Annotated in this window: 22 protein-coding genes and 1 tRNA gene; 8 read left to right on the top strand and 15 right to left on the bottom strand. The window is 37.9% G+C overall.

What is annotated here, in order from left to right; all coding sequences use genetic code 11:
• Nucleotide 1: 1 nt before the first annotated feature.
• The 6 genes from J536_RS11375 to J536_RS11350 all read right to left on the bottom strand — a co-directional run bounded on the left by J536_RS11375 (nucleotide 2) and on the right by J536_RS11350 (nucleotide 6966).
• The gene (locus tag J536_RS11375) at nucleotides 2-1336 is read right to left on the bottom strand and encodes a two-component system sensor histidine kinase PmrB (RefSeq protein WP_002116013.1); all 1335 of its coding nucleotides are present in this window, start codon (nucleotides 1334-1336) and stop codon (nucleotides 2-4) included.
• Nucleotides 1337-1359: 23 nt separating this feature from the next.
• Entirely contained in the window at nucleotides 1360-2034 is a 675-nt protein-coding gene (locus J536_RS11370; RefSeq protein ID WP_002116411.1) for a DNA-binding response regulator PmrA, read from the bottom strand.
• Between the two features lie 14 nt (nucleotides 2035-2048).
• Nucleotides 2049-3698, bottom strand: a complete 1650-nt coding sequence (locus J536_RS11365) for a phosphoethanolamine transferase (protein WP_032062944.1) — start codon at nucleotides 3696-3698, stop codon at nucleotides 2049-2051.
• Nucleotides 3699-3876: 178 nt separating this feature from the next.
• Nucleotides 3877-5169, bottom strand: coding sequence for a DcaP family trimeric outer membrane transporter (locus J536_RS11360; protein ID WP_002116353.1), 1293 nt, complete (start codon nucleotides 5167-5169; stop codon nucleotides 3877-3879).
• Between the two features lie 272 nt (nucleotides 5170-5441).
• Nucleotides 5442-5633 carry a hypothetical protein gene (locus tag J536_RS11355; protein ID WP_014207513.1) on the bottom strand — a complete coding sequence of 64 codons (192 nt, stop codon included), beginning with the start codon at nucleotides 5631-5633 and terminating at the stop codon, nucleotides 5442-5444.
• 73 nt (nucleotides 5634-5706) lie between these two features.
• Entirely contained in the window at nucleotides 5707-6966 is a 1260-nt protein-coding gene (locus tag J536_RS11350) for an MFS transporter (RefSeq protein WP_032062943.1), read from the bottom strand.
• A gap of 127 nt (nucleotides 6967-7093) precedes the next feature.
• Here J536_RS11350 and J536_RS11345 point away from each other — a divergent pair, with 127 nt between their 5' ends.
• The 4 genes from J536_RS11345 to J536_RS11330 all read left to right on the top strand — a co-directional run bounded on the left by J536_RS11345 (nucleotide 7094) and on the right by J536_RS11330 (nucleotide 10154).
• Entirely contained in the window at nucleotides 7094-7720 is a 627-nt protein-coding gene (locus J536_RS11345) for a lysophospholipid acyltransferase family protein (protein WP_002116508.1), read from the top strand.
• A 66-nt stretch (nucleotides 7721-7786) separates the two neighbouring features.
• Nucleotides 7787-8704, top strand: a complete 918-nt coding sequence (locus J536_RS11340; RefSeq protein WP_014207516.1) for a patatin-like phospholipase family protein — start codon at nucleotides 7787-7789, stop codon at nucleotides 8702-8704.
• Between the two features lie 105 nt (nucleotides 8705-8809).
• A complete protein-coding gene (locus J536_RS11335; RefSeq protein WP_016143172.1) occupies nucleotides 8810-9271 on the top strand; it encodes an NfeD family protein in 462 nt (153 codons plus the stop codon).
• Nucleotides 9272-9299: 28 nt separating this feature from the next.
• Nucleotides 9300-10154, top strand: a complete 855-nt coding sequence (locus J536_RS11330) for an SPFH domain-containing protein (protein ID WP_002116544.1) — start codon at nucleotides 9300-9302, stop codon at nucleotides 10152-10154.
• Nucleotides 10155-10225: 71 nt separating this feature from the next.
• Here the strand turns inward: J536_RS11330 and J536_RS11325 are convergent, their stop codons facing one another.
• The 3 genes from J536_RS11325 to prpF all read right to left on the bottom strand — a co-directional run bounded on the left by J536_RS11325 (nucleotide 10226) and on the right by prpF (nucleotide 12916).
• Nucleotides 10226-10594, bottom strand: coding sequence for an MmcQ/YjbR family DNA-binding protein (locus J536_RS11325; RefSeq protein WP_032062942.1), 369 nt, complete (start codon nucleotides 10592-10594; stop codon nucleotides 10226-10228).
• Nucleotides 10595-10652: 58 nt separating this feature from the next.
• On the bottom strand, nucleotides 10653-11564 hold the full coding sequence (locus J536_RS11320; protein ID WP_014207519.1) for a polyprenyl synthetase family protein: 912 nt from the start codon (nucleotides 11562-11564) through the stop codon (nucleotides 10653-10655).
• A gap of 164 nt (nucleotides 11565-11728) precedes the next feature.
• Nucleotides 11729-12916 carry a 2-methylaconitate cis-trans isomerase PrpF gene (gene prpF, locus J536_RS11315; RefSeq protein ID WP_032062940.1) on the bottom strand — a complete coding sequence of 396 codons (1188 nt, stop codon included), beginning with the start codon at nucleotides 12914-12916 and terminating at the stop codon, nucleotides 11729-11731.
• Between the two features lie 379 nt (nucleotides 12917-13295).
• On the opposite strand from prpF, the gene J536_RS11310 reads away from it, so the two are divergent.
• On the top strand, nucleotides 13296-14675 hold the full coding sequence (locus J536_RS11310) for an amino acid permease (protein WP_031946772.1): 1380 nt from the start codon (nucleotides 13296-13298) through the stop codon (nucleotides 14673-14675).
• Nucleotides 14676-14754: 79 nt separating this feature from the next.
• Here the strand turns inward: J536_RS11310 and nudC are convergent, their stop codons facing one another.
• A complete protein-coding gene (nudC, locus tag J536_RS0104360; RefSeq protein WP_032062939.1) occupies nucleotides 14755-15534 on the bottom strand; it encodes an NAD(+) diphosphatase in 780 nt (259 codons plus the stop codon).
• Nucleotides 15535-15822: 288 nt separating this feature from the next.
• Here nudC and J536_RS11305 point away from each other — a divergent pair, with 288 nt between their 5' ends.
• Both J536_RS11305 and J536_RS25100 read left to right on the top strand, forming a co-directional pair.
• Nucleotides 15823-17346: a cryptochrome/photolyase family protein gene (locus J536_RS11305; protein ID WP_032062937.1), complete on the top strand. Its 1524-nt coding sequence runs from the start codon at nucleotides 15823-15825 to the stop codon at nucleotides 17344-17346.
• A gap of 4 nt (nucleotides 17347-17350) precedes the next feature.
• A complete protein-coding gene (locus tag J536_RS25100) occupies nucleotides 17351-17491 on the top strand; it encodes a DUF2256 domain-containing protein (protein WP_077162469.1) in 141 nt (46 codons plus the stop codon).
• Between the two features lie 85 nt (nucleotides 17492-17576).
• Here the strand turns inward: J536_RS25100 and J536_RS11300 are convergent, their stop codons facing one another.
• Nucleotides 17577-17831, bottom strand: a complete 255-nt coding sequence (locus J536_RS11300) for a TIGR03643 family protein (RefSeq protein WP_017386291.1) — start codon at nucleotides 17829-17831, stop codon at nucleotides 17577-17579.
• Between the two features lie 308 nt (nucleotides 17832-18139).
• Here J536_RS11300 and J536_RS11295 point away from each other — a divergent pair.
• Nucleotides 18140-18212: transfer RNA gene (locus tag J536_RS11295), tRNA-Arg, on the top strand.
• 13 nt (nucleotides 18213-18225) lie between these two features.
• Here J536_RS11295 and hchA read toward each other — a convergent pair.
• From hchA to J536_RS11275, 4 genes are all read right to left on the bottom strand, one after another.
• Nucleotides 18226-19101 (bottom strand): glyoxalase III HchA, encoded by an 876-nt coding sequence (gene hchA / locus J536_RS11290; protein ID WP_005064435.1) that lies wholly within the window; start codon nucleotides 19099-19101, stop codon nucleotides 18226-18228.
• A 205-nt stretch (nucleotides 19102-19306) separates the two neighbouring features.
• Nucleotides 19307-20317, bottom strand: a complete 1011-nt coding sequence (locus J536_RS11285; protein ID WP_081404118.1) for an NAD(P)H-quinone oxidoreductase — start codon at nucleotides 20315-20317, stop codon at nucleotides 19307-19309.
• 32 nt (nucleotides 20318-20349) lie between these two features.
• Complete coding sequence (locus J536_RS11280) at nucleotides 20350-21246, bottom strand: AraC family transcriptional regulator (RefSeq protein ID WP_032056654.1); 897 nt, start codon at nucleotides 21244-21246, stop codon at nucleotides 20350-20352.
• 158 nt (nucleotides 21247-21404) lie between these two features.
• A complete protein-coding gene (locus J536_RS11275) occupies nucleotides 21405-22223 on the bottom strand; it encodes an undecaprenyl-diphosphate phosphatase (RefSeq protein ID WP_002116515.1) in 819 nt (272 codons plus the stop codon).
• Nucleotides 22224-22505 lie beyond the last annotated feature (282 nt).

The raw sequence follows: 22505 nt of genomic DNA, 5'->3' as shown, positions 1-22505 counted from the left end.
CTCAAGTTCTTGTTTCGTGAACATGTAAAATCTTTGGAAGTTTAACCAAAACCGAAAGTCCACCAAGCTCTAAACTTCTGTCTAGTGTCAAAGTCCCACCTAAACGTTGAGTTGCTCGGTCAACAATGGATAGACCTAAACCACTCCCCACTTCAAGATGATGATGTACACGATAAAAACGCTTTAGAACTTTATCATAATGTTCTGGGTCGATCCCCGCGCCGCTATCTTCAATTTGTATACACGCATCGCCATCTGTAGCAGTGAAAACAGAAATATTAATCATCCCCTCATGAGGGGTATATTTGATGGCATTATCAATTAAGTTAAAAATAATTGAATGAACAGTTGGCTCAACACTATGCATTTCAATTGGCTCGTTACGAACAAAGCCCAAGTCGATTTCTTTTTGCATAGCCAGATTAACAAGCTGTTCAACACAATTTAAAGCGACATCATTAAGCTGAAAAGCTCTCGTCGGTTCAATCACACTTAAAGATACATCCTGCTTAGCCAGCGCTAAAAGCTGTGTCACCAAGTGCTGAATACGCGCTAATCCTTTACTCAAATTTTGCAGCGATTCCTGCTCAGGAAATTGACTAATTAAAATTTTAGTTTGTAAATTTAAAGCAGTCACAGGGGTTCGAAGTTCATGGGCTGCATCTGCAATGAACTGTTTCTGCTCGTTTTGTGCCTTAGAAATGCGCTCGAAAAGTCGATTCATTTCATCAATTGTGGGTAACAATTCTTGAGGATAATCTACAACTTCAATAGGCGTCAGCTCTTCTGAGTCACGATGGGTCAGTTCATTTTTAAAGTCATCAATCGGCTTTAGCCCACGACGAATAATTGCAGCTAAAGCAAAAATCGCAAATGGTAAGATAATCAAATATGGAATGAACATGCTACCTGCAAGTTCCCAAGCAAAAGCCTCACGAACCTTTTCTTGCTGGCTAATCTGAATCTGGTAATCCTTTAACGGTAAAACATAGGTACGGATTAAGCCGTTACTGGTTTTATGTGAGTAAAAGCCAGCTTGTGCAACAGGTGGAACCAATAAATGGAGATGGTGTGATAAATGGGCTTGATCTTTATAAGCCCAAATATCTACAAATAGATCTTCTTCATGATAAGTTTTATGAAAATCAAACTCACTGCTTACCGTTTTCAATGGATATTCAGCTGTTCGTTCAGCTAAATAACGCATTTGCGTATCTAAAATTTCATCAACTTCTTGCAGTGCAACTTTATACGCACTAAAAATTAATATACAACCTAAGATGACACTGAAAATTGAGGTGCCCCAAATCAGTCGTTTTTTTAATGAATAATGCACTGTTATGAAGTTCCAAAATTAAGTTACGATTGCCCTAAACGGTAACCCAATCCTCGAATCGTTCGGATAAAGTCTTTCCCGAGTTTAGCTCTCAGGTGATGTACATATACTTCAATCGTATTACTGGTCACATCACTATCGAAATCATATAACTTATCTTCAAGATTTGCTTTAGAAAAGATTTTATTTGGGTGACTCATTAAAGGAATCAGAATTGCCCATTCACGATTAGACAAATCAATACGCTGTCCTTTAAACGTTGCAATATGTTGCTCAACATTTAAAACCAGATCACCACTTTGTAATAGTTGCTCATGATTCGCAAGCTGAGCCTCTACGCCACTACGGCGTAATAGCGCATGAATACGGGCAAGTAACTCATCAAACTCGTATGGTTTGATCAAGTAATCATCTGCACCATGATTTAAGCCATCAACACGGTTTTGTAACTGATCTCGCGCTGAAATAATTAAGACGGGAGTTGCTGCTCTTTGGCGAATTTGCTTTAAGACCTGCATGCCATCCATCATAGGTAGCCCTAAGTCCAAAAGAATTAAATCGAATTTATTTTTAGCCAACTGAGCCAGACCGTCTAAGCCATTATTGACCCACTCCACTTCAAATTGATGATATTGCAGCAACGTTATTGTTGACTCTGCAATCATAAAATCATCTTCAATCATCAAGATTTTTGTCATGTTCTAGGCTCGCTTTAATTCACATGGGCACAAGAGTGCAGCATATCCAGTTGAGGGTTGATGACCTGAGTTTTTACACCTAACAAACTCAGTAAGCTTGGGAATAAATTATCCTGACTTAACTTTTCTTTAGTTTGTTGGCCTAAACAACTCACTTGTGCAAGGTTGTGTTGTTTCCAGCTATCAGAAAACCACATTATCATTGGTACATGCGTTTGTTGGGTCGGTGCAATTGCATATGGTGAACCATGTAAATATAAACCATGTTCACCCGTTGATTCACCATGATCAGATAAATACCATAAACCTGTTTGATATTTCGATAATTCTTTTAGGTTATTAATGATCTGACTTAACACATGGTCTGTGTATACAATTGTGTCATCATAACTATTTAATAACTCTGTTTGAGAACAACCCTGTATCGCATTAGTATCACAAGTCGGTTTAAACGGTTGATATTGGGCAGGTGCACGCTTGTAGTAGGCTGGACCATGACTTCCGACTTGGTGTAAAACAATGAGTCGCGGACGAGTGTCTTCTTTAGGAATAGTCGCTAAATACTCATTTAAGCTATCAATTAAAATATCGTCATAGCATTCGCCATCTTTACACCATTTTTGCTTTAACTTTTCTGGTATTTTGTACTGTTCAACACGATCACAAGTGCCCTTACAGCCAGAGTTATTATCAATCCAAGTTACTTGGTAACCCGCACGTTTAGCAATGTCCAATAGACCTTCACGGTGACTTGCTAGTTGTTCATTGTAGTCAACACGAGGCATTCCAGAGAACATACATGGAACCGACACAGCAGTTGCTGTACCGCATGAGCTGACTTGGGAAAAATTCAAAATATCTTGTTTAGAAAGTTCTGGATTCGTATTTTTCGAATAACCATTTAATGCAAAACTTTCTGCACGGGCAGTCTCACCAACAACGAGAACCATTAATTTAGGCAAGTTGCTTTGTACTTGCTGAACTTGATGAGCATCTTCTCCATAATGTATAAGTGGCAAGTTCTTCTTAGGCGCCATTTTATGGTAATAAGACATTAAGGAAGAAATGCTATTTTGTGGTGAGATCATACCTTTCAAATCACGATGCTCACGAAAAATAGATGCAAAATCAACATAATAAACAAATAGTAAAATACCCACGATTGCACATGAGGCTACAATCGAACCAAGCTTTTTCATTAATAAGTAAGATACTTTTTCTTGTTTAAGCTTTACCTGAGTAATTAGAATAATAGGCAAAACAACAAAGAAAACTGTCCAAAGCCCGAAACGTAATGAAATTAAATCAGAAACTTCAGAGACATCAGTTTGTATCATATTTTGAATCTGATCAGGTGAGATAATTACACCTAAGGTATTGACGAAATAAGAGCTAAAACCACCAATCACGATGAGTAAAATTGCAAAAATTTTAGCGGTCCATTTCCAGTTTAAAATCTGTAAAAGCGCATAATAAGCAGCAACCACAATAACTACTGTAGCAGCTAAAAATAGAATAGCCTTTATTCCAAAATATGGAGTTAAAAGGTGCACTTGGTGATAAAAACCAATATTTAGAATTGCCCCTAACCAAATGGCTATAATCAAATTAAACATAAACAGCGAAATCTGCTTATGTTTTAAAGTAGAAAAAAAATTCAGCATCTTGGGTGACTACAATCTTTTTATGATGCTCTAATGTAGAAATTGAAACTTAAAAATGACTTAAATAAAAAATGATCTAATTCAGAAGCTTTAAAGCATGCTAATTCTTTTAATTTATATAAAAAAAGACGAGGTTAGATTTAACCTCGTCTTTTGAGCTTTTAACTAAATATTGTTTTTAGAAACTGTATTTAGCCATTAAACCAACACGGTTGTCTTTGTAATCATCACCAGCAAAGGTTTCGCGTTTACCATTAACATATTCAATACCTAAGTCAATTGGTTTAACTGGTGTATAAATGACGTTGAGCCATGCTTGCTGAACTTTTTCATTACCCGCAGTATATGCTTTAGCATAGTCTGTGCCATCATCAGCGAATTGAGCACCGTATGCTAAAGTAGCACGTAGGTTAGGTAAAATCTTATAAGTTCCACCCACTTGTACAGCTACAAATTCATTTTGCTCAATATTATCATTAACTAAAGTATAAGCAGAATTACTACCATATAAGTAGTTACTGTTACCTACAACATAAGAAGCATCAGCAAAGAGTTTTAAAGGATCTGCTACTTTAAAGTCAGTACCTGCAGCAACGCCCCACCCAGTCTGGTCATCGCCCTTTCCTGATTTGTAGTTTTCAACAAAAGCTCGAGCAGAAGCATTACCATTACCACCAGCATAACCTTGAGTAATTTTAGCTGTTAATACAGGTAATCTATATTTAACTGAGTCACCTGTTGCTGAACTATTACCTTCCTCAGCTGAAACAAATAATTGAGTCGCAGGAGCTAATTTATAGTTATAACGTACTTGTGGAATACGCGTTGTACCACCACCAATGTTCGTCGAAAAGTCGATCATTTCTGGTGCGTGGCTCGCCAAGAAGTTAGATGTAGTTTGACCAAACAACCAGTTGTTATAAGTTAAGTAAGCATGACGAATACGTACATTTTCAGATTTGTTATTGTCACCACTTGCAAAGTCCAACTCAATTTTACCACCAACTTTGGCATTGCTTACAGGAGCAGTAAAATCTAAACCTAGACGAGTCGTTTTAGCAGTAGCACGCAATTTATCTTTTGCTTCACCATTAGACTTACTTACATCAGCGAAGTCACCATCCGCACCTTCGATAATATAGTTAGCATCGCCACGAACAAAACCATATAGATTCACATCAGCACCAGTTTTAGATTTTAATGATGCTAATGGAGAAGCTGGTGCAGCAGCTTGAGGTTGTGCCTTAACTTCAGCTAACTGTACTTGCTGTTGTTGCTGTACTTGCTGTTGTTGTTGCTGAACTTGACGTTGTTCTTGAATTAAAGCTTTTAACGCTTCAACTTCTTTACGAAGCTGTTGAATTTCCGCTTTGTCGGAAGTCGCAGCATGTGCCCCACTCATCATTAAAGCTGTAACTGTAAGAGCTAAACTTTTAATAACGAAAGATTTACGATTAAGGAATAGATCCATCAAAAACTCCTAAAAATATATTTTATGTTGCCTATCCATGCCAAGTTGATTTACGCCATTAAACTAGGGGCTAAAAAATCAACTCTCCTCCACATTGGTTACATTAATTTTATTACCGCAACCAAAACCAATTTCAACGTTGTGCAAGACTAAAACCGATAAACAAAGACATAAAAAACATACTTTGATTTACAGATTTTTACCTTAACTTCATGTTGTAACGAATCCTACACAACTCTCTTATCTTATAGAATGATTAAATCGTTATTTCATTATTCTTTTTTAGACTTTAGGCTAATAACCAATCTAATTGAACATTTTTCTGCCCATTTTGATTGATTCACATGATTTTTCTTGTTATCCAAATCCATTTTTTCTCCATTTAGCTTCCATTTGCTACCCACACAAGATGGCACAATTAATTGAGCATTTAAATAGCTAAAAATATACATTTTTAAAAACATAGACAAAGGTAGTAGATAAAGCTTAGATCACTGCTTGAGCAATATTAAAGTTCTTTATTTCATTTAGTTAACATTATTTTTCCTGTAGTTTCTCATGTTTCCAGAGGAAAATAGGCAGTAAACTGATCACTGCAATAATGACAATAGCTATCAAATAATGGAAATAACCGAGTAAATCTCCAATCACACCGCTAAAACTATAAAGAAGACCGCTAACAGTCGCCATAACTGAAACCTGAAAGGTAAAATCTGTCCCCGCATATTCTTTTCGACTGTAATGCATGACTAGAGTCAACATAGCTACCAATAGCATTGCCGAGAATGCATCTTCTAAAGCATTGACTGTATATATAACCCAGACATTCAACTGAATTTTTTGTTCATAGGCATAGGCTAAATAAGCATAGGCTCCTACACTCATAATTTTAAAAATTGAAAAGCCAATTAATGCTGCTGGTCTTGAAAAGTATTTAAGCACGCCTCCTGCTATTGCCGCCCCAGCGAGTGCTGCTACTGCACCGAGCATCGTGATGTAAACACCAATTTGAGTAAAACTTAACCCCATATCAACCATTAAAGGTTTAAGTAATGGTCCAGCTAAGCCGTCTGCTACTTTAAAAGTGATCAGTACCACCAACCAAGAACGGAGTTCTTTATTTTGAGAGAAATATCTTAGGTAAGCTTTAATTTTTAGGACTAAATTTTGCTGATTAAGTTTGAGTTCGCGACTCGCATGAGAAGTATGTTGAGGCTCTTTAAATAACCAAATAGGTAAAGTATTTAAAAATACTATGGTTGCTAATAGCAAGAAAGTGGGTTGCCATGTTAACCAGTCTAAGCACCAAAGTACGGCACCTCCCCCAACAATAAAACCTAAGCGTGAACCAATGACCTGAAATGTATTGCCCCAATGCTGCTGATCATGTTTTAACAAGTTGACTGCTAAAGCATCGGTAGCAATGTCTTGTGTTGCTCCAGTTAAGTTCATAAAAAGAAGGGAAATAAAAAATGCGAATAAATAAATAGGTTGATCTAAAGCTTGAACGGGGAAAAAAGACAAAATACACAGTACACCCACAGTCAAAAACTGAGTAGGTAGAATCCAACTACGATAATGTCCTAAATGGGAAAGTGCGTGTCGGTCGACCCACGGCGCCCAAAAAATCTTGATTGACCACGGTAACATTAATAAGCCAAAGCCACCAATATGGGCGAGTGAAACTCCTTCTGCTCTTAAGATCACGGGTAAAGCGTGGGTCATAAACCCAACAGGCAGTCCTTGGGCCCAATATAAAGAAAATAGCAGAAGATAAAGATTTTGCTGCCGCAACATAGAAACCTACTTTTTATTTGTTTAATGAGGAATAACATCAAATGTCATGTTGTTCTTACATTTTGCCAATGAAGCATATATTTCAAAAGATTAAGATAAAACTAGGACAAGTTAAAATTTAAAAAATATGGATCAACATTTCCCTAATTTACCTGATTTAGTACCTCAACGCGGTACTGCTTTAAGCCGAGCGCTATTTAAAAAACTTTTTTTAGCGCAAGGTTGGACAATTGAAGGTGAAGTTCCTAATTTGCCAAAAGCAGTGGCGATTATTTCCCCCCATACTTCCAATATTGATGGATGGTATGGATTTCTTGCGATTTTCGGATTAGGTATTCAAATTACGGTGTTAGGTAAAGATGCTCTTTTTAAACCCCCATTTAAACGAGCTTTAGATTGGGCTGGAGTCATTCCAGTTAAACGTGACACAGCCAATGGACTTACGGAGCAAGTCGTTGCAACCATTCAAAAATATGACAAGATCTGGATTGGAATGGCGCCCGAAGGCACACGTAAAAAAGCAAAAAAAATGAAAAGTGGTTTTTACCATATTGCTGCAAAAGCCAATATTCCCATTGTCATGTTTTCTTTTGATTATGATCACAAGACGATTCACTGCTTAGGTCACCTAAACCCAAGTGGCAACTATGATGAAGATCTCACCAAGATTTTTGAGCGTTATGAAGGAAAAATATCACCTAAAAATCGCAATTGGCTTGCCGAACCTTTACAAAATCTAGTGAAAAAAACCTAGCAAAAATTGAGCAAATCTGGTCTCATGAGCCCTCTTAATTTATCTCGACGTAGATTATTTTTAAAGATGAAAATTGCTCAATTTGCCAGTATTGGATTTATCTCTCTAGCACTATTTGGCTGTGATAAATTTAGCAAAACACCAACACCGACAACCTCAATGAAAGCCCGTGAACCTGTGATTGCACTTGCTTTAGGTGGCGGTGGAGCAAAAGGATTTTCACATATTGGTGTAATTAAGGTTTTAGAGTCTCACGGAATTAAACCTAAAATTGTCACGGGTACCAGTGCCGGTAGCTTTGTTGGAAGTATCTACGCAAGTGGACAAACGCCTTATCAATTGCAAAGTCTAGCGCTGAAGTTACAAGAGTCAGATATCCGCGATTTAACACTTAATCGTCAGGGTATTATTCTTGGACAAAAGTTACAGGACTACGTTAACCGTAATGTAGGCAATAAACCGATTGAGAAGTTCCCAATCCGTTTTGCTGCCGTGGCAACACGCCTTGATAATGGTCAAAAAGCTGACTTCATTAAAGGTAATGCAGGCCAAGCCGTACGTGCATCTTGTAGTATTCCAAATGTGTTTGTACCAGCGACAATTGGCAAGCAGAAATATGTAGATGGTGGATTGGTTAGCCCAATTCCTGTTAAAACTGCTCGTGATATGGGTGCAGATATTGTCATTGCAGTCGATATTTCTGCGCGTCCAGCAGGAAATCGCCCAGCCAATATGTGGGGACTACTGGATCAAACCATTAATATCATGGGGCAACAAAGTATTAATGAAGAGCTCAAGCAGGCCAATGTTGTCATTCAACCTAAAGTTGGTCATCTAGGTACTCTTGACCTCAAATCAAGTAATCAAGCAATTTTGGAAGGTGAAAAAGCAGCTCAAGCACAAATACGCCAAGTTGAAACTGCAATTGCGAACTTCAAAAAATCTCCAGCTGCATTTAAGCCTGCACCACGCCCTAAATTCTAATTGAGGTGGTTTTTTTCTATCCACACTCCCTATCATCTGCTACAGTGGTAAAAGTGATATTGAGTCACTTTTACCCATCATAAAGATATATAAAAGAGCAGATCTATGGAGTTTGTTATACAACCTTGGCACTGGTTTGTATTGGGTATCTTACTTATTCTTTCTGAACTGATTCTACCCGCCTTTGCCGCGCTTTGGTTTGGTATTGCCGCCATTATGGTGTGCTTTCTCTACTGGTTATTTCCAGATATTAGCCTCACAACGCAAATTGTATTGTGGATAGTTCTGTCAGTGCTATGCACCATTCTTTGGTTCAAATTTATTAAACCATTATCAATTGATAAAACTAAAGCGGGATTACCCCGTGAAGCGACTATTGGTCAAATTGGTATGGTGATTCAAACCGGTCTCGACCATGATCAAATTATCGTTCGTTTTCCAATGCCCATTTTAGGGGCCGATGAGTGGAACTGCCGAAGCACCACACCAGTCAAAGTCGGTGATCGTGTTAGAGTTATTGATATTTCGGGTAATGACTTAATTGTCCAGTCCCATGGTACTTCATAAACATTAAAGATAAAGAGAGGGTATTTTCATGCCAGTCGGTACTATTATTGTTTTAGCCTTTTTGGCTTTTGTGGCTGTCACCATTTTTAAAGGGGTTCGTATTGTTCCTCAGGGTTATAAGTGGATTGTTCAACGTTTAGGGAAATATCATTCTACCCTTAATCCGGGGCTTAATTTTGTGATTCCCTATGTCGATGAAGTGGCTTATAAAGTTACCACTAAAGATATTGTGTTAGATATCCCATCTCAAGAAGTGATTACGCGTGACAATGCTGTATTACTCATGAACGCTGTGGCATATATTAATTTAACCACACCAGAAAAAGCGGTTTATGGTATTGAAAACTATACATGGGCAATTCAAAACCTTGTACAAACTTCATTACGTTCTATTGTCGGTGAAATGGATCTAGATGATGCTTTGTCTTCACGAGATCATATTAAAGCGAAGCTCAAAGCTGCGATTTCTGATGATATTTCAGATTGGGGGATCACTTTAAAAACTGTTGAAATTCAAGATATTCAACCCTCTTCTACCATGCAAGCTGCCATGGAAGCTCAAGCTGCGGCAGAACGTCAACGCCGTGCGACAGTAACAAGAGCTGATGGTGAAAAACAAGCTGCAATTTTAGAGGCTGACGGTCGCTTGGAAGCCTCTCGCCGTGATGCAGAAGCACAAGTTGTTTTGGCTGAAGCTTCACAAAAAGCGATTGAGATGGTGACAAGTGCAGTGGGTGATAAAGAAACGCCAGTTGCTTATCTGTTAGGTGAACAGTATGTAAAAGCGATGCAAGATATGGCGAAATCAAGCAATGCTAAAACTGTGGTTTTACCTGCCGATGTTTTAAATACAATTCGCGGAATTATGGGAAAACATAATTAATTTATTTACTTTAAATACGTAATTTAAGTCAAAACGGCGACCACTATGTCGCCGTTTTTTTATGTTTTATATTATTGGTTTTTTAATTTTTTCTGATCTTTCAAAGGAAGTTTTTTTATAACCAAATCATAAGAGTCGCGAATTAAATCTTGAAGTAAATCGCTTGTTAAGTTCTTATGCGGTGTAATCGAAATCCAGTGTTTTTTATTCATGTGATAGCCCGGAACAATAAATGAATAGAGCTCCTGATATTCCTGACTTTTATAAGGATCACATTTGATATTAATCATTTTGACGCCAGCTACTTCTGCGGTCAGCATGAATATTTTTTCTAAAATTTTAAAAACTTCATAGTCTGGACCAAAAGGATGGGACTGTTGACTAAAGGGAAGATTTCGTGCAATTTCAATTGCATTTCGATGAAGTTGGGCACCATTCATTCTTTTCTCCTTTATTCATTGAATATGAATAGAAGTTATGAATATTGATTTAATCTTATTAATTGGTACGTGCTAAAAGGAATTGTGAGATATCTACTAATTCTTTTGCATCATCACCAAAATGAGCTAAAGCTTCAAAAGCTTGATCATGCAACTCTTTAGCATACGACTTTGCTTGTTCGAGCCCCATTAAGGCTGGGTACGTCGATTTTTGTACTTGTTCATCCTTACCTGCGGTTTTACCCAAGGTTTCGGTACTCGAAGTAATATCGAGAATATCGTCTAATACCTGAAAAGCCAAACCAATCGTCTGCCCATATTGACGCAACTTTGGAATTGCTTGATCTGTTCCAGAGAAGATAGTCACTGCACCCATCATAATGGCCGCCTGAATGAGCGCACCGGTTTTATTGCGATGAATATTTTCAAGTTCGTCTTGAGTAATTTGCTTGCCTTCAGCTTGCAAATCTAAAACCTGTCCAGAGACCATTTTGGAGCTGGCAGTTGCTAAAATCTGCATTTGTTTTAATACAATCGCGGCATCGGTACCCTGGCCTTGTTCATCGAACAAACGGCTCCCTAAAACCTCAAAAGCCATTGATTGTAAAATGTCGCCTGCAAGCAAAGCAGTATCTTCACCAAACGCAACATGGCAAGTCGGCTGACCACGACGCAGTAAATCATTATCCATACAAGGCAAATCATCGTGTGCTAGTGAGTAACAATGAATAAGTTCAACTGCAACTGCAGCACGGCGAGCCGCAGCAAAATTCGGATTTGGCTGTAAAGAAGCCGTGGCATAACATAAAGCTGGACGCACACGTTTTCCACCAAGCATGACTGCATGGTGTACTGCACTTTTTAAAGGTTCTGGAATTGAAAAGGCGGCCAGTGTCGTCAATAAATCTTGTTGAATACGTTGTTGAGCTTGTTTTAAAACATCCGCATTAACTTGAGAGAGTGATGACACAGTCGCCTCGATAAAATCAGTAGAGAAATTTTATTGAATGTCTTGAAGCATTCATGCGCTACATCATACACGATTCACTGTGAAAAGTGCGTGATGAGTTTTCGAAGGCACATGTAAAAAAGCCTCTACAAAATGGAGAGGCTTTTTTCATTTTTAAGTGACTTTTAGAAACTGTCACCCGGAACGCGTACCCAACCTTCCATTAACACGCGCGCACTACGACTCATAATCGCCTTTTTAACAACCCACTGGCCATTTGTAAGTTCAGCTTGAGCACCAACACGTAATGTCCCAGATGGATGACCAAAGCGTACTGCTTCACGTTCACCACCGCCAGCTGCAAGGTTTACCAATGTACCCGGAATGGCAGCTGCCGTGCCAATCGCTACTGCTGCTGTTCCCATCATTGCATGGTGAAGTTTACCCATCGACAAAGCACGAACCAGTAAATCAATGTCATTCTCTGAAACGGACTTACCACTTGAAGCGGTATAATTTTTAGGTTTAGAAACAAAAGCAATTTTTGGTGTGTGCTGACGCGCTGCTGCTTCTGAAATATCTTTTATTAAACCCATCTGTACCGCGCCATAGGCACGAATTTTTTCAAAACGTGCTAGTGCTGTTGCATCACTATTAATATGATCTTGTAATTCTGTACCTTGGTAACCCAAATCTTCTGCATTTAAGAAAATAGTTGGAATACCAGCATTAATGAATGTCGCTTGGAAACGGCCAATATCAGGAACATCTAATTCATCAACGATATTTCCTGTCGGGAACATATCGCCGCCGTCTTCACCATCATCGGCTGGGTCTAAAAACTCAATTTGAACTTCAGCGGCAGGAAACGTCACTCCATCCAGTTCAAAGTCGCCAGTTTCTTGAACTTGTCCATTGCTAATAGGCACATGCGCAATAATCGTTTTTTGAATATTTTTTTGCCAGATTCGAACCGTGCATAGGCCATTTTCTGGAATACGATCTGCACCAACCAAACCATTTGAAATCGCAAAAGAACCAACAGCAGCAGTCAAATTACCGCAGTTACCACTCCAATCTACAAAAGCTTGATCAATTGAAACCTGACCAAATAAATAATCGACATCATGATCTGGCTGAGAACTTTTAGCGAGAATAACAGTTTTGCTGGTACTCGAAGTGGCTCCTCCCATCCCATCAATTTGTTTTCCATAAGGATCTGGACTACCAATGACTCGTAGTAACAGCTGATCTCTTGCTTGACCCGCAACTTGAGCTCTTTCCGGCAAATCATCAAGTTTAAAAAAGACACCTTTACTCGTTCCACCACGTATATAAGTTGCTGGAATTTTAATTTGCGGTACTGAGCTCATATCAACTGTTATCCTTACTATTATGTTCTTCTATATCAAAACAAGCATTCTTGTTTTACCCTTCTCTTCATCTTAAATTGTTTTAAGGTCAAGAGATAGCGATCTGATTTATACATCAATCGTATTGACGCGAGCATATTTTGTGAATTTAACAATGCTCTTGCAATGACTTAATCTAAGCAAAATCTAAGAAAAAAAGTCTATCTGAAATTATATTTTTTAGAGTACTTTTCACTCGAAATAGAAATATTAAAAGCAAGATTATGATTTTAAATAGTTTTTATAATTACTTTTCAGTCACTGCTTATTAATTTGTAGTCTAGGCTAAAATAACTCCATCTATTAGAATAATTTACTTATTCATAGTGAGTGAAGACCTTTGACCAACGAATCTTCTACACTTCAACGAGGACTAAAAAATCGACATATCCAATTAATTGCTATGGGTGGAGCAATTGGTACCGGATTATTTTTAGGCTCGGCGCAAGTGATTCAATCTGCGGGACCATCCATTATTTTAGGATATGCCATTGGTGGCTTAATTGCTTTTTTAATTATGCGCCACCTGGGAGAAATGATTGTTGAAGAACCTGTTGCAGGATCGTTCAGCCATTTTGCGTATAAATACTGGGGGAAATTTCCCGGATTTTTAACCGGATGGAATTATTGGATACTCTACGTTCTGGTTGCGATGAGCGAACTCACCGCAGTGGCCAAATATATTAATTATTGGTGGCCTCATATTCCAGCGTGGACGTCTGTCTTATTTTTCTTTGTCGTGATTACGGCAATTAACCTAACAAACGTCAAATTTTATGGTGAGTCCGAATTCTGGCTCGCTATTATTAAAGTTGCTGCGGTCATCTCTATGATTGTTTTTGGACTCTATTTGCTATTTACAGCAGATGTAGGCTCAAATATTTCATTTAGTAACCTTTGGTCTCATGGTGGATTTTTTCCAAATGGCTTTAGCGGCCTCTTCTATATGTTGGCTTTCTTGATGTTCGCCTTTGGTGGTATTGAACTGATTGGTATGGCCGCAGCAGAAGCAAAAGATCCGAAAAAAACGATTCCAAAAGCAATTAACCAAGTCGTTTTCCGTATTTTGATTTTCTATATCGGTTCACTAGCGATCTTACTTTCATTAGTGCCATGGAACCAATTAGATCTTGGCGGTCTCGACAAAAGTCCATTTGTTATGATTTTTAGCCAAATGGGAATTGGTTGGGCTGCACACTTACTTAACTTTATTATTTTAACTGCTGCTCTATCTGTTTATAACAGTGGGATGTTTGCAAATAGTCGTATGCTATACAGCCTCGCTCAACAAGGGAATGCACCAAAAGTTTTTGCAAAAACCAATAAACAAGGGGTTCCTATTCCCGCTGTTTTACTTTCTGCTTTATTAATCTTTGGTTGTGTTCTTTTAAATTACTTTGTACCTGAAGATGCTCTTGGACATCTTATGTATGTTGTAGTTGGTGCACTTGTTCTAAACTGGGCAATGATATCAATTACACATTTGAAGTATAGACGCTTTGTTAAGCACGCGAATATTAAGACATCTTTTCCAGCGTTATGGTCGCCTTTTAGTAATTACTTAGTTTTAGCGTTTATTGCTGTGGTTCTCTATATTATGTGGACTCAAGGCTTCAAAGAGTCAGTAATGATGATCCCTATTTGGATTACTGCAATGCTCGTACTTTTTGACTATTTAAATCCTAAAAAACTAGATTCCATTGAGAATCCTGAAGAATAAATAAATCTAAAAAGCCATTGTCTAGACAATGGCTTTTTTATTTAAAACTATAAGATTAAAGCCATATCTGAATCTCAGTTTAAAGCCACTGCTTCGTATCATCAGCGACAGGTGTGCCATGAATAACGTGCATAATCATTGCATGAGCAATACTGCCCTTAAATGGAATTTCAGGTAATTGATTAAATTTGAAAAACTGAGCATCGCTAAGTTCTTTCTCCTGAATTTCAATTTCGTCCGCTTCATATTCAGCTTTAAAAGCCAACATTAAGTTACTCGGAAATGGCCATGGTTGACTCGCCAAATACTGAATATTCTTAATGTGTAATCCAACTTCTTCTAATGTTTCACGTCGAACAGCATCTTCTAGTGTTTCCCCTACCTCGACAAAGCCAGCAATTAAACTGTACATCTGGCTCGTATTTCTAGCATTTTTAGCCAGCAAAATCTCGTCTTCACCACGCGTAATAATGGTAATTACACAAGGATTGACCCTAGGATATTGATTAAAATTACATGCTAGACAAGTCATTGAATATTCAGTCTTATGCTGCTGGGTTTTATGTCCGCAACGACTACAAAACTGATGATTACGGCGCCACTCTAGCAACTGAAAAGCGCGACTTGCCTGCTCAAACTGAGATTTAGTCCAATACTGTAAGAGTTGGCGAATGGGTATGAACTGATATCCATTTGGTATAAGTTCGCTTTCTTGGAAATCTCTTGCTATTACTAGAGGGTCTGCTTGTATAGGTAAATCATATTCCTGCTGTTCAAGGCAAGGTAGATTAAAATTCGCATCAACCAAAAGTTGTTGCTGCAGAAAAATATAAGCAATAGGATGGTTGTTGGTATCCATTTATATACTCGAGTGAAGAACCTTTCGACAGCCTCTACAGCTCCTTCAAAAGGATCAAGCTTAAAACATATTTTTCAAAAATCTTACGCATATTGGCAAACACCTTCAATTTATTTAATTTGTATCTTTTTGATTAAAATCACATTTTATTCACGCATGCTATGCTTTTAAGTTATGTCTATCTCTTTATAACTAAGTGACTCGTGATGAACTTAGAAGCTCTGCTTCACATAAAATTGATCTCTGAAAATATAGACTAGCTTTAGTTCCATCTCATGAAGCAAAAATATGCGATTTGGTTTAATTCTGGGTGATCAATTAAATCACCAACTCGCAACGCTCAAGTATTTAAACCGGAATGAAGACGTTATCTTGATGGCTGAAGTACTTGAGGAAACATCTTATGTTGCTCATCATCCACAAAAAATAGCGCTGATTTTTAGTGCAATGCGTCACTTTGCAAAAGAATTAAAAGCACAAGACTGGAAAATCCGTTATCACACATTTAAGCGCGAAAGTCATATAAAAAAGTTAGTCGACTTTATTGCTTTGCAGCAGCAACACTTCTCGGCGAATACTCTCGTCATTACCCAATGTGGTGAGTATCGCTTACAACATGAAATCGAAACTTCATGGGCTAACAAGCTAAAACTACCTGTTATGTGTCTAGAAGATGATCGCTTCTTTTGTACTGTAGAACAATTCAAGCGATGGGCAAACAAATATAAAACGCTAAGAATGGAATACTTTTATCGAGAAATGCGCAAGCAAACCCACTATTTAATGCATGACCAACAACCCGTTGGCGGGCAATGGAACTTTGATCAAGCCAATCGAAAAGCATGGTCAGGCAATCCATCTTTGCCATCAAAATTAGCCTTTGAGCATGATCAAATTGATATAGATGTTATTCAACTGGTCAAGAAAGAATTTTCACAACATATCGGCAATATAAACTCCTTTCAATGGGCAACTACCCGTCAAAATGCCCTACTTGCTCTAGATCATTTTATCTCTAACATCTTACCTCACTTTGGCGATTATCAAGATGCCATGGTTTATGGTTCAGATTTTATGTTTCATAGTCTGCTCTCACCTTATTTAAATTGTGGATTGTTGTTGCCAAAAGAAGTGTGTGACGCTGCTCAAACAGCCTATTACAGCGGACAGGCTCCCTTAAATGCAGTAGAAGGATTTATTCGGCAGATATTAGGGTGGCGGGAATATGTGCGTGGAATATATTGGTTATCTATGCCTGACTATAGTGATCAAAATACCCTTCATGCCACCACGCCGCTGCCACAATATTATTGGACGGGTAATACAAAAATGGCATGTATGGCCGAGTGTTTCAGAAATACCTTTGCACATGGCTACGCTCACCATATTCAGCGTTTAATGATTACAGGCAACTTTGCACTTTTAGCAGGTGTAAATCCATCAGAAATTTGCGAATGGTATTTAGCTGTCTATGTAGATGCTTATGAATGGGTCGAATTACCGAATACATTAGGCATGGCCATGTATGCTGATGGCGGCATCATGGCAAGTAAACCCTATGCTGCATCAGGTAATTACATACATAAAATGTCAAATTATTGTCAGCACTGTACATATAACGTCAAAACAAAAACTGAACCAGACAGTTGTCCATTTAACAGCTTGTATTGGTATTTTATGAGCCAGCATGAGGCCATATTTCGTCAAAATCCCAGAATGGCTATGGTCTACAAAAACCTTGATCGTATGAAAGATAAAGCTTCTGTCATGCAGCATGCAAAGTTACTTATTCATCAACTTGATGAGCTTTAAGATCATGAAAAAACAGCATCTACCCCAGAAAATATGTGTCTATTGTCAACGCCCTTTTGACTGGCGAAAGAAATGGGAGCGTTGCTGGGAAGAAGTAAAATATTGCTCTGAAAGATGTAAACGACAGGCTCGCTCAAATAAGTAAATATTCCACGCGATTGTTTTAACTGATTCAACACTACTCTTCATTGTTGAATCAGATGTATTTCAATTGGTTATATATGATGATGTTAAGCATATTTATACTGACGAGAGCAGTAAGCTCGTTCAACGGCTGGTGAACGTAATTGTTGATGTTTAGTTTTACGCCCTGCCATACGTTTACGCCAAAGTTTAAAACTATTGGTTTTCAGGTTATATCTCATTAAACGAATCACTTCGCTTTCACTTAAGCCATATTCTCGCTCAATTGCTTCAAATGGGGTTCGATCTTCCCATGCCATTTCAATAATTCTAGATAAGTCCTGTTCATCAATTTTTTTCATGCTATGCCCTTTTGAATTATAGGTAGCTAAATCTGATTTTTAACAAACAACCTTTCGGGAACAGTTTCATTTACTCAATTGCTTGTCTTAAATCTTTTCGTGTTTTGCTTCAGATCATAGAAAGATCAACATGAAGTTTTTGTGATTTTTTAGCTTTATAAACTGTTTTTCTACAGATATAAGTGTTTGAAACCGTTGAATGGTTCAACTTTATCTTTATTGGCCACTCTGGCAAAATTTTTAATAACTAAAACGTAAAAAAGCCATTGCCTTCGCAATAGCTTTTTTGTTTATAATCATAAAATTATGCGCCCTTAGCTTAACTGGATAGAGCAGTTGCCTCCTAAGCGACCGACGTGGGTTCGAGTCCCGCAGGGCGTACATATTTCATCACTTAATCCTTCACTTCAGCCAACAATGTTTCAGCTGCAAGTTTCCCTAAATTATTAGAAGCAAGCGGACTATCACCAGTTAGCAATTTACGGTCTCTATGACATTGACCTGTAATGCCCTTATTTAAAATTTCTACACCGAGTTTTTCAAGATTTTCACCCACTAACCAAGGTAAAGCTCCAGGCATATAACCAATATCAATATTTGCTCCTTTATCTAATGAATCAGGGAATACACAAATTTGATAGCCTTTAAAAATATAGTTTTCTGGCTGTTCATTAACTGCCGCAGCCAGTAATGAGGCTGGACCATGGCATAACGTAATAATAAATTTATCTTGTTCAACCGCCCATTTAAGAACTTTCTTTACCTCAAGACTATGTGGAATTTTAGCTAATACGCCATGCCCACCCGGAATAAATACAGCCGCATAGGGTGAGTTTTCACCAACTGCATTTTCTAAAATGTCAGCTAGTTTTAGCGGATTTTTTAATTTATCTGCATATTTCTGAAAGGTATCTAACACCACTTGTTCTTGCTTTGGCATTGCCCACATTTCAAGTTTGGCTGGATTTCCTGAAAGTGTCGCAATATCAATTTCGAAGCCTGCATTATCTAAATGAAACATCGGTAAAAGCATTTCTACAGGATGGTTACCTGTTGAAAAGAACTTACCGTTTTGCATCTGGATGTAACGTTCATCAGTTGCAATCATTAAGACCTTTTTATTGCCTGTATACGGCGTTGAATAAGTCGTACCATCGTAATCGGTTTTAGGAGCAGTATATTGACTCAGTGAATAAGGTGATGGGAAAAAGGCATTATCTTCAGCCAAATCTGGAGTAGGATTTTTATCATCAATATTTGCAGTATTCATTGTTACTATCCTTTTTCATCAGTATGGAAAGAAATAAGGTAAAAACCAATTGTTATTTCTTACTCAATTTATAGGTGAAGTTATAGAAGTGGTGCAATCTGCCAATAGAATTTGGCAATTTTTATAGAGAAATAGGCAGAATCTAGAATTATAAAATTCAGTTTAGGCGAACCTGTCGTTCGCCCAAACTTCAATGATTACAGCGTTACGCATTCATTTCTAAAACGATCTTTCCAATATGATCACCTTGTTCCATACATGCGTGAGCACTTTGTACATCTGAAAAAGCATACGATTTATAGATTTGCGGTAAACATTTACCTTGAGCCAATAATGGCCACACATGCTCATTCAAAGATTGGGCAATTTGTGCTTTTTCTTGGCTATTACGTGCTCGCATCGTTGAACCCGTAATTGTGGCACGTTTTAAAATCAGTTTTTGTAAATCAAATTCTTTTGCGATTCGTCCCCCCATAAAACCAATAATGACCAATCGGCCATCACGTTTTAATAGATTTAGGTTTTTCATGAAATAAGAACCACCTACAATATCTAAAATGACATCAACACCTTGATCTTGAGTGTGCTTCAAAACTTCCTGCTCAAAATCTTGGGTTTTATAGTTAATTGCTGTGGTGAAACTAGAGAGTGCTTTAATTTTATCTTCACTACCAACCGTAGCAAAAGTTTTAATCCCTAAAGCTTGGCAAATCGCTAAAGCTGTGGTTCCAATACCACTTGCCCCACCGTGAATCAATGCAGTTTCATGTTTCTTTAAACGGCCAATATCAAATAGGTTTGCCCAAACCGTAAAAAATGTTTCCGGAATCGCAGCAGCTTGTGTAAAAGATAAATTTTCAGGAATTGGTAATACTTGAGTTGCTGTTACCGCACAGTACTCAGCATAACCACCGCCATTTGTTAGGGCGCAAACTTTATCTCCAACCTTGAATTGATCGACTTGTTCACCTACAGCAACCACGACACCAGCGACTTCAAGTCCGGGTATTTGAGTAACACCTTTAGGCATTGGATATAAACCCATACGCTGCAATACATCAGGGCGGTTAATTCCAGCAGCCTTTACCTCAATTAAGACTTCATCTGCTTGAGGTGCTGGAATATTTGCATCTTGAACTTTTAGAACCTCAGGTCCACCAGGAGCCGTAATTTCAATAATTTTCATGGTTGTTGGAAGGGTCATATAATGCTCCATGTTTGATTTATATTTCAAAATACTAATCTACGTTAAATAATTGAAGACTTGGGTGGAACTCCAAACAGTCGCTTAAATTCTCGGCTAAATTGAGAAGCACTAACATATCCAACTTCATAGGCGGCTTCTGCGACTCCCATTTTATTGTTCGTGATTAACTCGCGTGCCTTATGTAACCGAGTAATTTTGATGTACTGTAAGGGCGAATAATTCGTCACCTTTTTAAAAGTTTGATGAAAAAGCGATATGCTCATGCCCGCTTGTTTCGCCAACTCTTGAACCGTTAAGTTATGATAATAATCACGTTGAATAATTTCACAAATGGTGTAAATCACGCCATTTCGACTTGCCATAGCCGATAAGCTCTCGACTAGATTGCCGCCTGAAGCCTGCACCACACGATAAACCAATTCTCTTTTAACTTGCTCACCCAATATAAAAGTATCTTGTTTAGAACGAAGTAAATTGAGCAATCTGAGAGCAACATCTGAAATGGTGGCATTCATGTCAATCACTCTAAGCCCACAGCTTAATTTTAAATCTTTTGAATGAGCATCTTCAGTAACCACTTGTTGCTGTTTATCCATTTTAGTAATGAGATCAGCTATCATTTGTGGTTCAAACTTTATTGCGATTGCCAACATGGGTTCATTATTTTCAACTACAGTATCGCAATCAAACGGTATTGCAATTGAGATAAATAAGCACTGTCCTTGTTGAAACTGAAAGATTTCTTTACCAATATATCCGCGCTTTAACCCCTGTATCACTAAAACAATTGAGGGTTCTTGCAGCACGGCAATAGGTGGTGTGGAATGATCTACACGCATTAAAGTGATATTAGAAATAAAAGTAGGATAGAGGCCTTCTGCTGGAGCCAAGTGCAAAAATGCATCGACCAAATGTTCTGTAAGATGATTTTGCGGCATAGTTTTATTGTGAGAGATAATCTAATAGTCAATATAACAATGAACCCAAAATGAAAACATCTGTCTTACGTTTACTTTGTATAAATAGGCAATCCAAATCAATTTTTAGGCATAAAAAAACCTAGAGCATTCTAGGTTTTTTCACTTTATCAGGCTATTTAAGCCGATAAATTAAAGAACATTGCTGCAATCAAAATAATTACACCGAGGACAATTCGGTACCAAGCAAATACACGTAAAGTGTGACGTTCTACAAACAGTACCAATGCTTTTACAACAAACAGCGCGGCAATAAAAGCAGCAACGAATCCCACCCCAATATTAACCATATTGTCTGAGGTCAATACGTCAGCATTTTTAATCAAGTCAAAAGTCGCAGCCCCCAGCATGGTCGGCATAGCAAGGAAGAAAGAAAACTCTGTAGCAGCTTTGCGTGATAAACCTGCAAACATTCCGCCTACAATTGTTGCGCCTGAACGCGAAGTTCCCGGAATCATCGCCACACACTGAGCAAGACCTACTAAAAGTGCTTGTTTAAAAGTAATTTTAGTTGCATCAAGTGTCTTATGTTCAAACTGTCTAGATTCAACCCAGAAAATGATCAGGGCGCCGACAATTAAGGCAATCGCAACCACAATTGGGCTAAATAGAACACTTTTAATAAAGTCGACAGCTAGAACACCAATAATGACTGCTGGAAAGAATGCAATAAGCACACTAATCGCAAAATGACGTGACTCCACATCACCGCTAAAGAATCCCTTAATCAAGTTAATAATTTTTTGTCGGTATAACCAGCACACTGCCAAAATAGCACCTAACTGGATTACGACCTCAAATACACGACCGCCGTCTGAGTGGAAATCGATAATATGACCAAATAAAATTAAATGGCCTGTACTCGAGATAGGTAAAAATTCAGTTAAGCCTTCGACAAAGCCTAAAAACAGTGCTTTTATAACTTCAAAATTTTCCATAACTTGCTCAAAGAAAGTTAATCATTAGAACGACCTAAAATTTGTTTTATCGAAATTGGTAAGTCCCAAATTAGACTTAACACATGTTCAATATCAGATCATTTCTAACGTTTGTGGTTATTGCCCCTAGTTAAAGGCAGTTTATTTAAAGTGCGATAATGTATCACATCATGATGACAAACTTGGGTTAACTATCGTAAAAAGATAAAACTTGGTTAAGAACTGCCAAAGTTTTTCTTGTTATAGACAAAGCTTTTTACCTTTACTTACTCTACAAAATGA

The sequence above is a fragment of the Acinetobacter sp. 809848 genome, from assembly GCF_000581275.1.
In the GTDB taxonomy this organism is placed as follows: Bacteria; Pseudomonadota; Gammaproteobacteria; order Pseudomonadales; family Moraxellaceae; genus Acinetobacter; species Acinetobacter pittii.
The sequence above is the reverse complement of the archived record's forward strand: the minus strand, read 5'-3'. Positions and strand labels throughout refer to the sequence as shown.

Coding starts and splice junctions, on each gene's coding strand:
- hchA (WP_005064435.1), bottom strand. CDS start 19,101: ATGAATACTGCAAATATTGATGATAAAAATCCTACTCCAGATTTGGCT.
- J536_RS11350 (WP_032062943.1), bottom strand. CDS start 6,966: ATGTTGCGGCAGCAAAATCTTTATCTTCTGCTATTTTCTTTATATTGG.
- J536_RS11280 (WP_032056654.1), bottom strand. CDS start 21,246: ATGCCGCAAAATCATCTTACAGAACATTTGGTCGATGCATTTTTGCAC.
- nudC (WP_032062939.1), bottom strand. CDS start 15,534: ATGGATACCAACAACCATCCTATTGCTTATATTTTTCTGCAGCAACAA.
- J536_RS11355 (WP_014207513.1), bottom strand. CDS start 5,633: ATGTTTTTAAAAATGTATATTTTTAGCTATTTAAATGCTCAATTAATT.
- J536_RS25100 (WP_077162469.1), top strand. CDS start 17,351: ATGAAAAAACAGCATCTACCCCAGAAAATATGTGTCTATTGTCAACGC.
- J536_RS11335 (WP_016143172.1), top strand. CDS start 8,810: ATGGAGTTTGTTATACAACCTTGGCACTGGTTTGTATTGGGTATCTTA.
- J536_RS11275 (WP_002116515.1), bottom strand. CDS start 22,223: ATGGAAAATTTTGAAGTTATAAAAGCACTGTTTTTAGGCTTTGTCGAA.
- J536_RS11365 (WP_032062944.1), bottom strand. CDS start 3,698: ATGCTGAATTTTTTTTCTACTTTAAAACATAAGCAGATTTCGCTGTTT.
- J536_RS11300 (WP_017386291.1), bottom strand. CDS start 17,831: ATGAAAAAAATTGATGAACAGGACTTATCTAGAATTATTGAAATGGCA.
- J536_RS11370 (WP_002116411.1), bottom strand. CDS start 2,034: ATGACAAAAATCTTGATGATTGAAGATGATTTTATGATTGCAGAGTCA.
- J536_RS11330 (WP_002116544.1), top strand. CDS start 9,300: ATGCCAGTCGGTACTATTATTGTTTTAGCCTTTTTGGCTTTTGTGGCT.
- J536_RS11360 (WP_002116353.1), bottom strand. CDS start 5,169: ATGGATCTATTCCTTAATCGTAAATCTTTCGTTATTAAAAGTTTAGCT.
- prpF (WP_032062940.1), bottom strand. CDS start 12,916: ATGAGCTCAGTACCGCAAATTAAAATTCCAGCAACTTATATACGTGGT.
- J536_RS11285 (WP_081404118.1), bottom strand. CDS start 20,317: ATGGAGCATTATATGACCCTTCCAACAACCATGAAAATTATTGAAATT.
- J536_RS11340 (WP_014207516.1), top strand. CDS start 7,787: ATGAAAATTGCTCAATTTGCCAGTATTGGATTTATCTCTCTAGCACTA.
- J536_RS11305 (WP_032062937.1), top strand. CDS start 15,823: ATGCGATTTGGTTTAATTCTGGGTGATCAATTAAATCACCAACTCGCA.
- J536_RS11325 (WP_032062942.1), bottom strand. CDS start 10,594: ATGAATGGTGCCCAACTTCATCGAAATGCAATTGAAATTGCACGAAAT.
- J536_RS11345 (WP_002116508.1), top strand. CDS start 7,094: ATGGATCAACATTTCCCTAATTTACCTGATTTAGTACCTCAACGCGGT.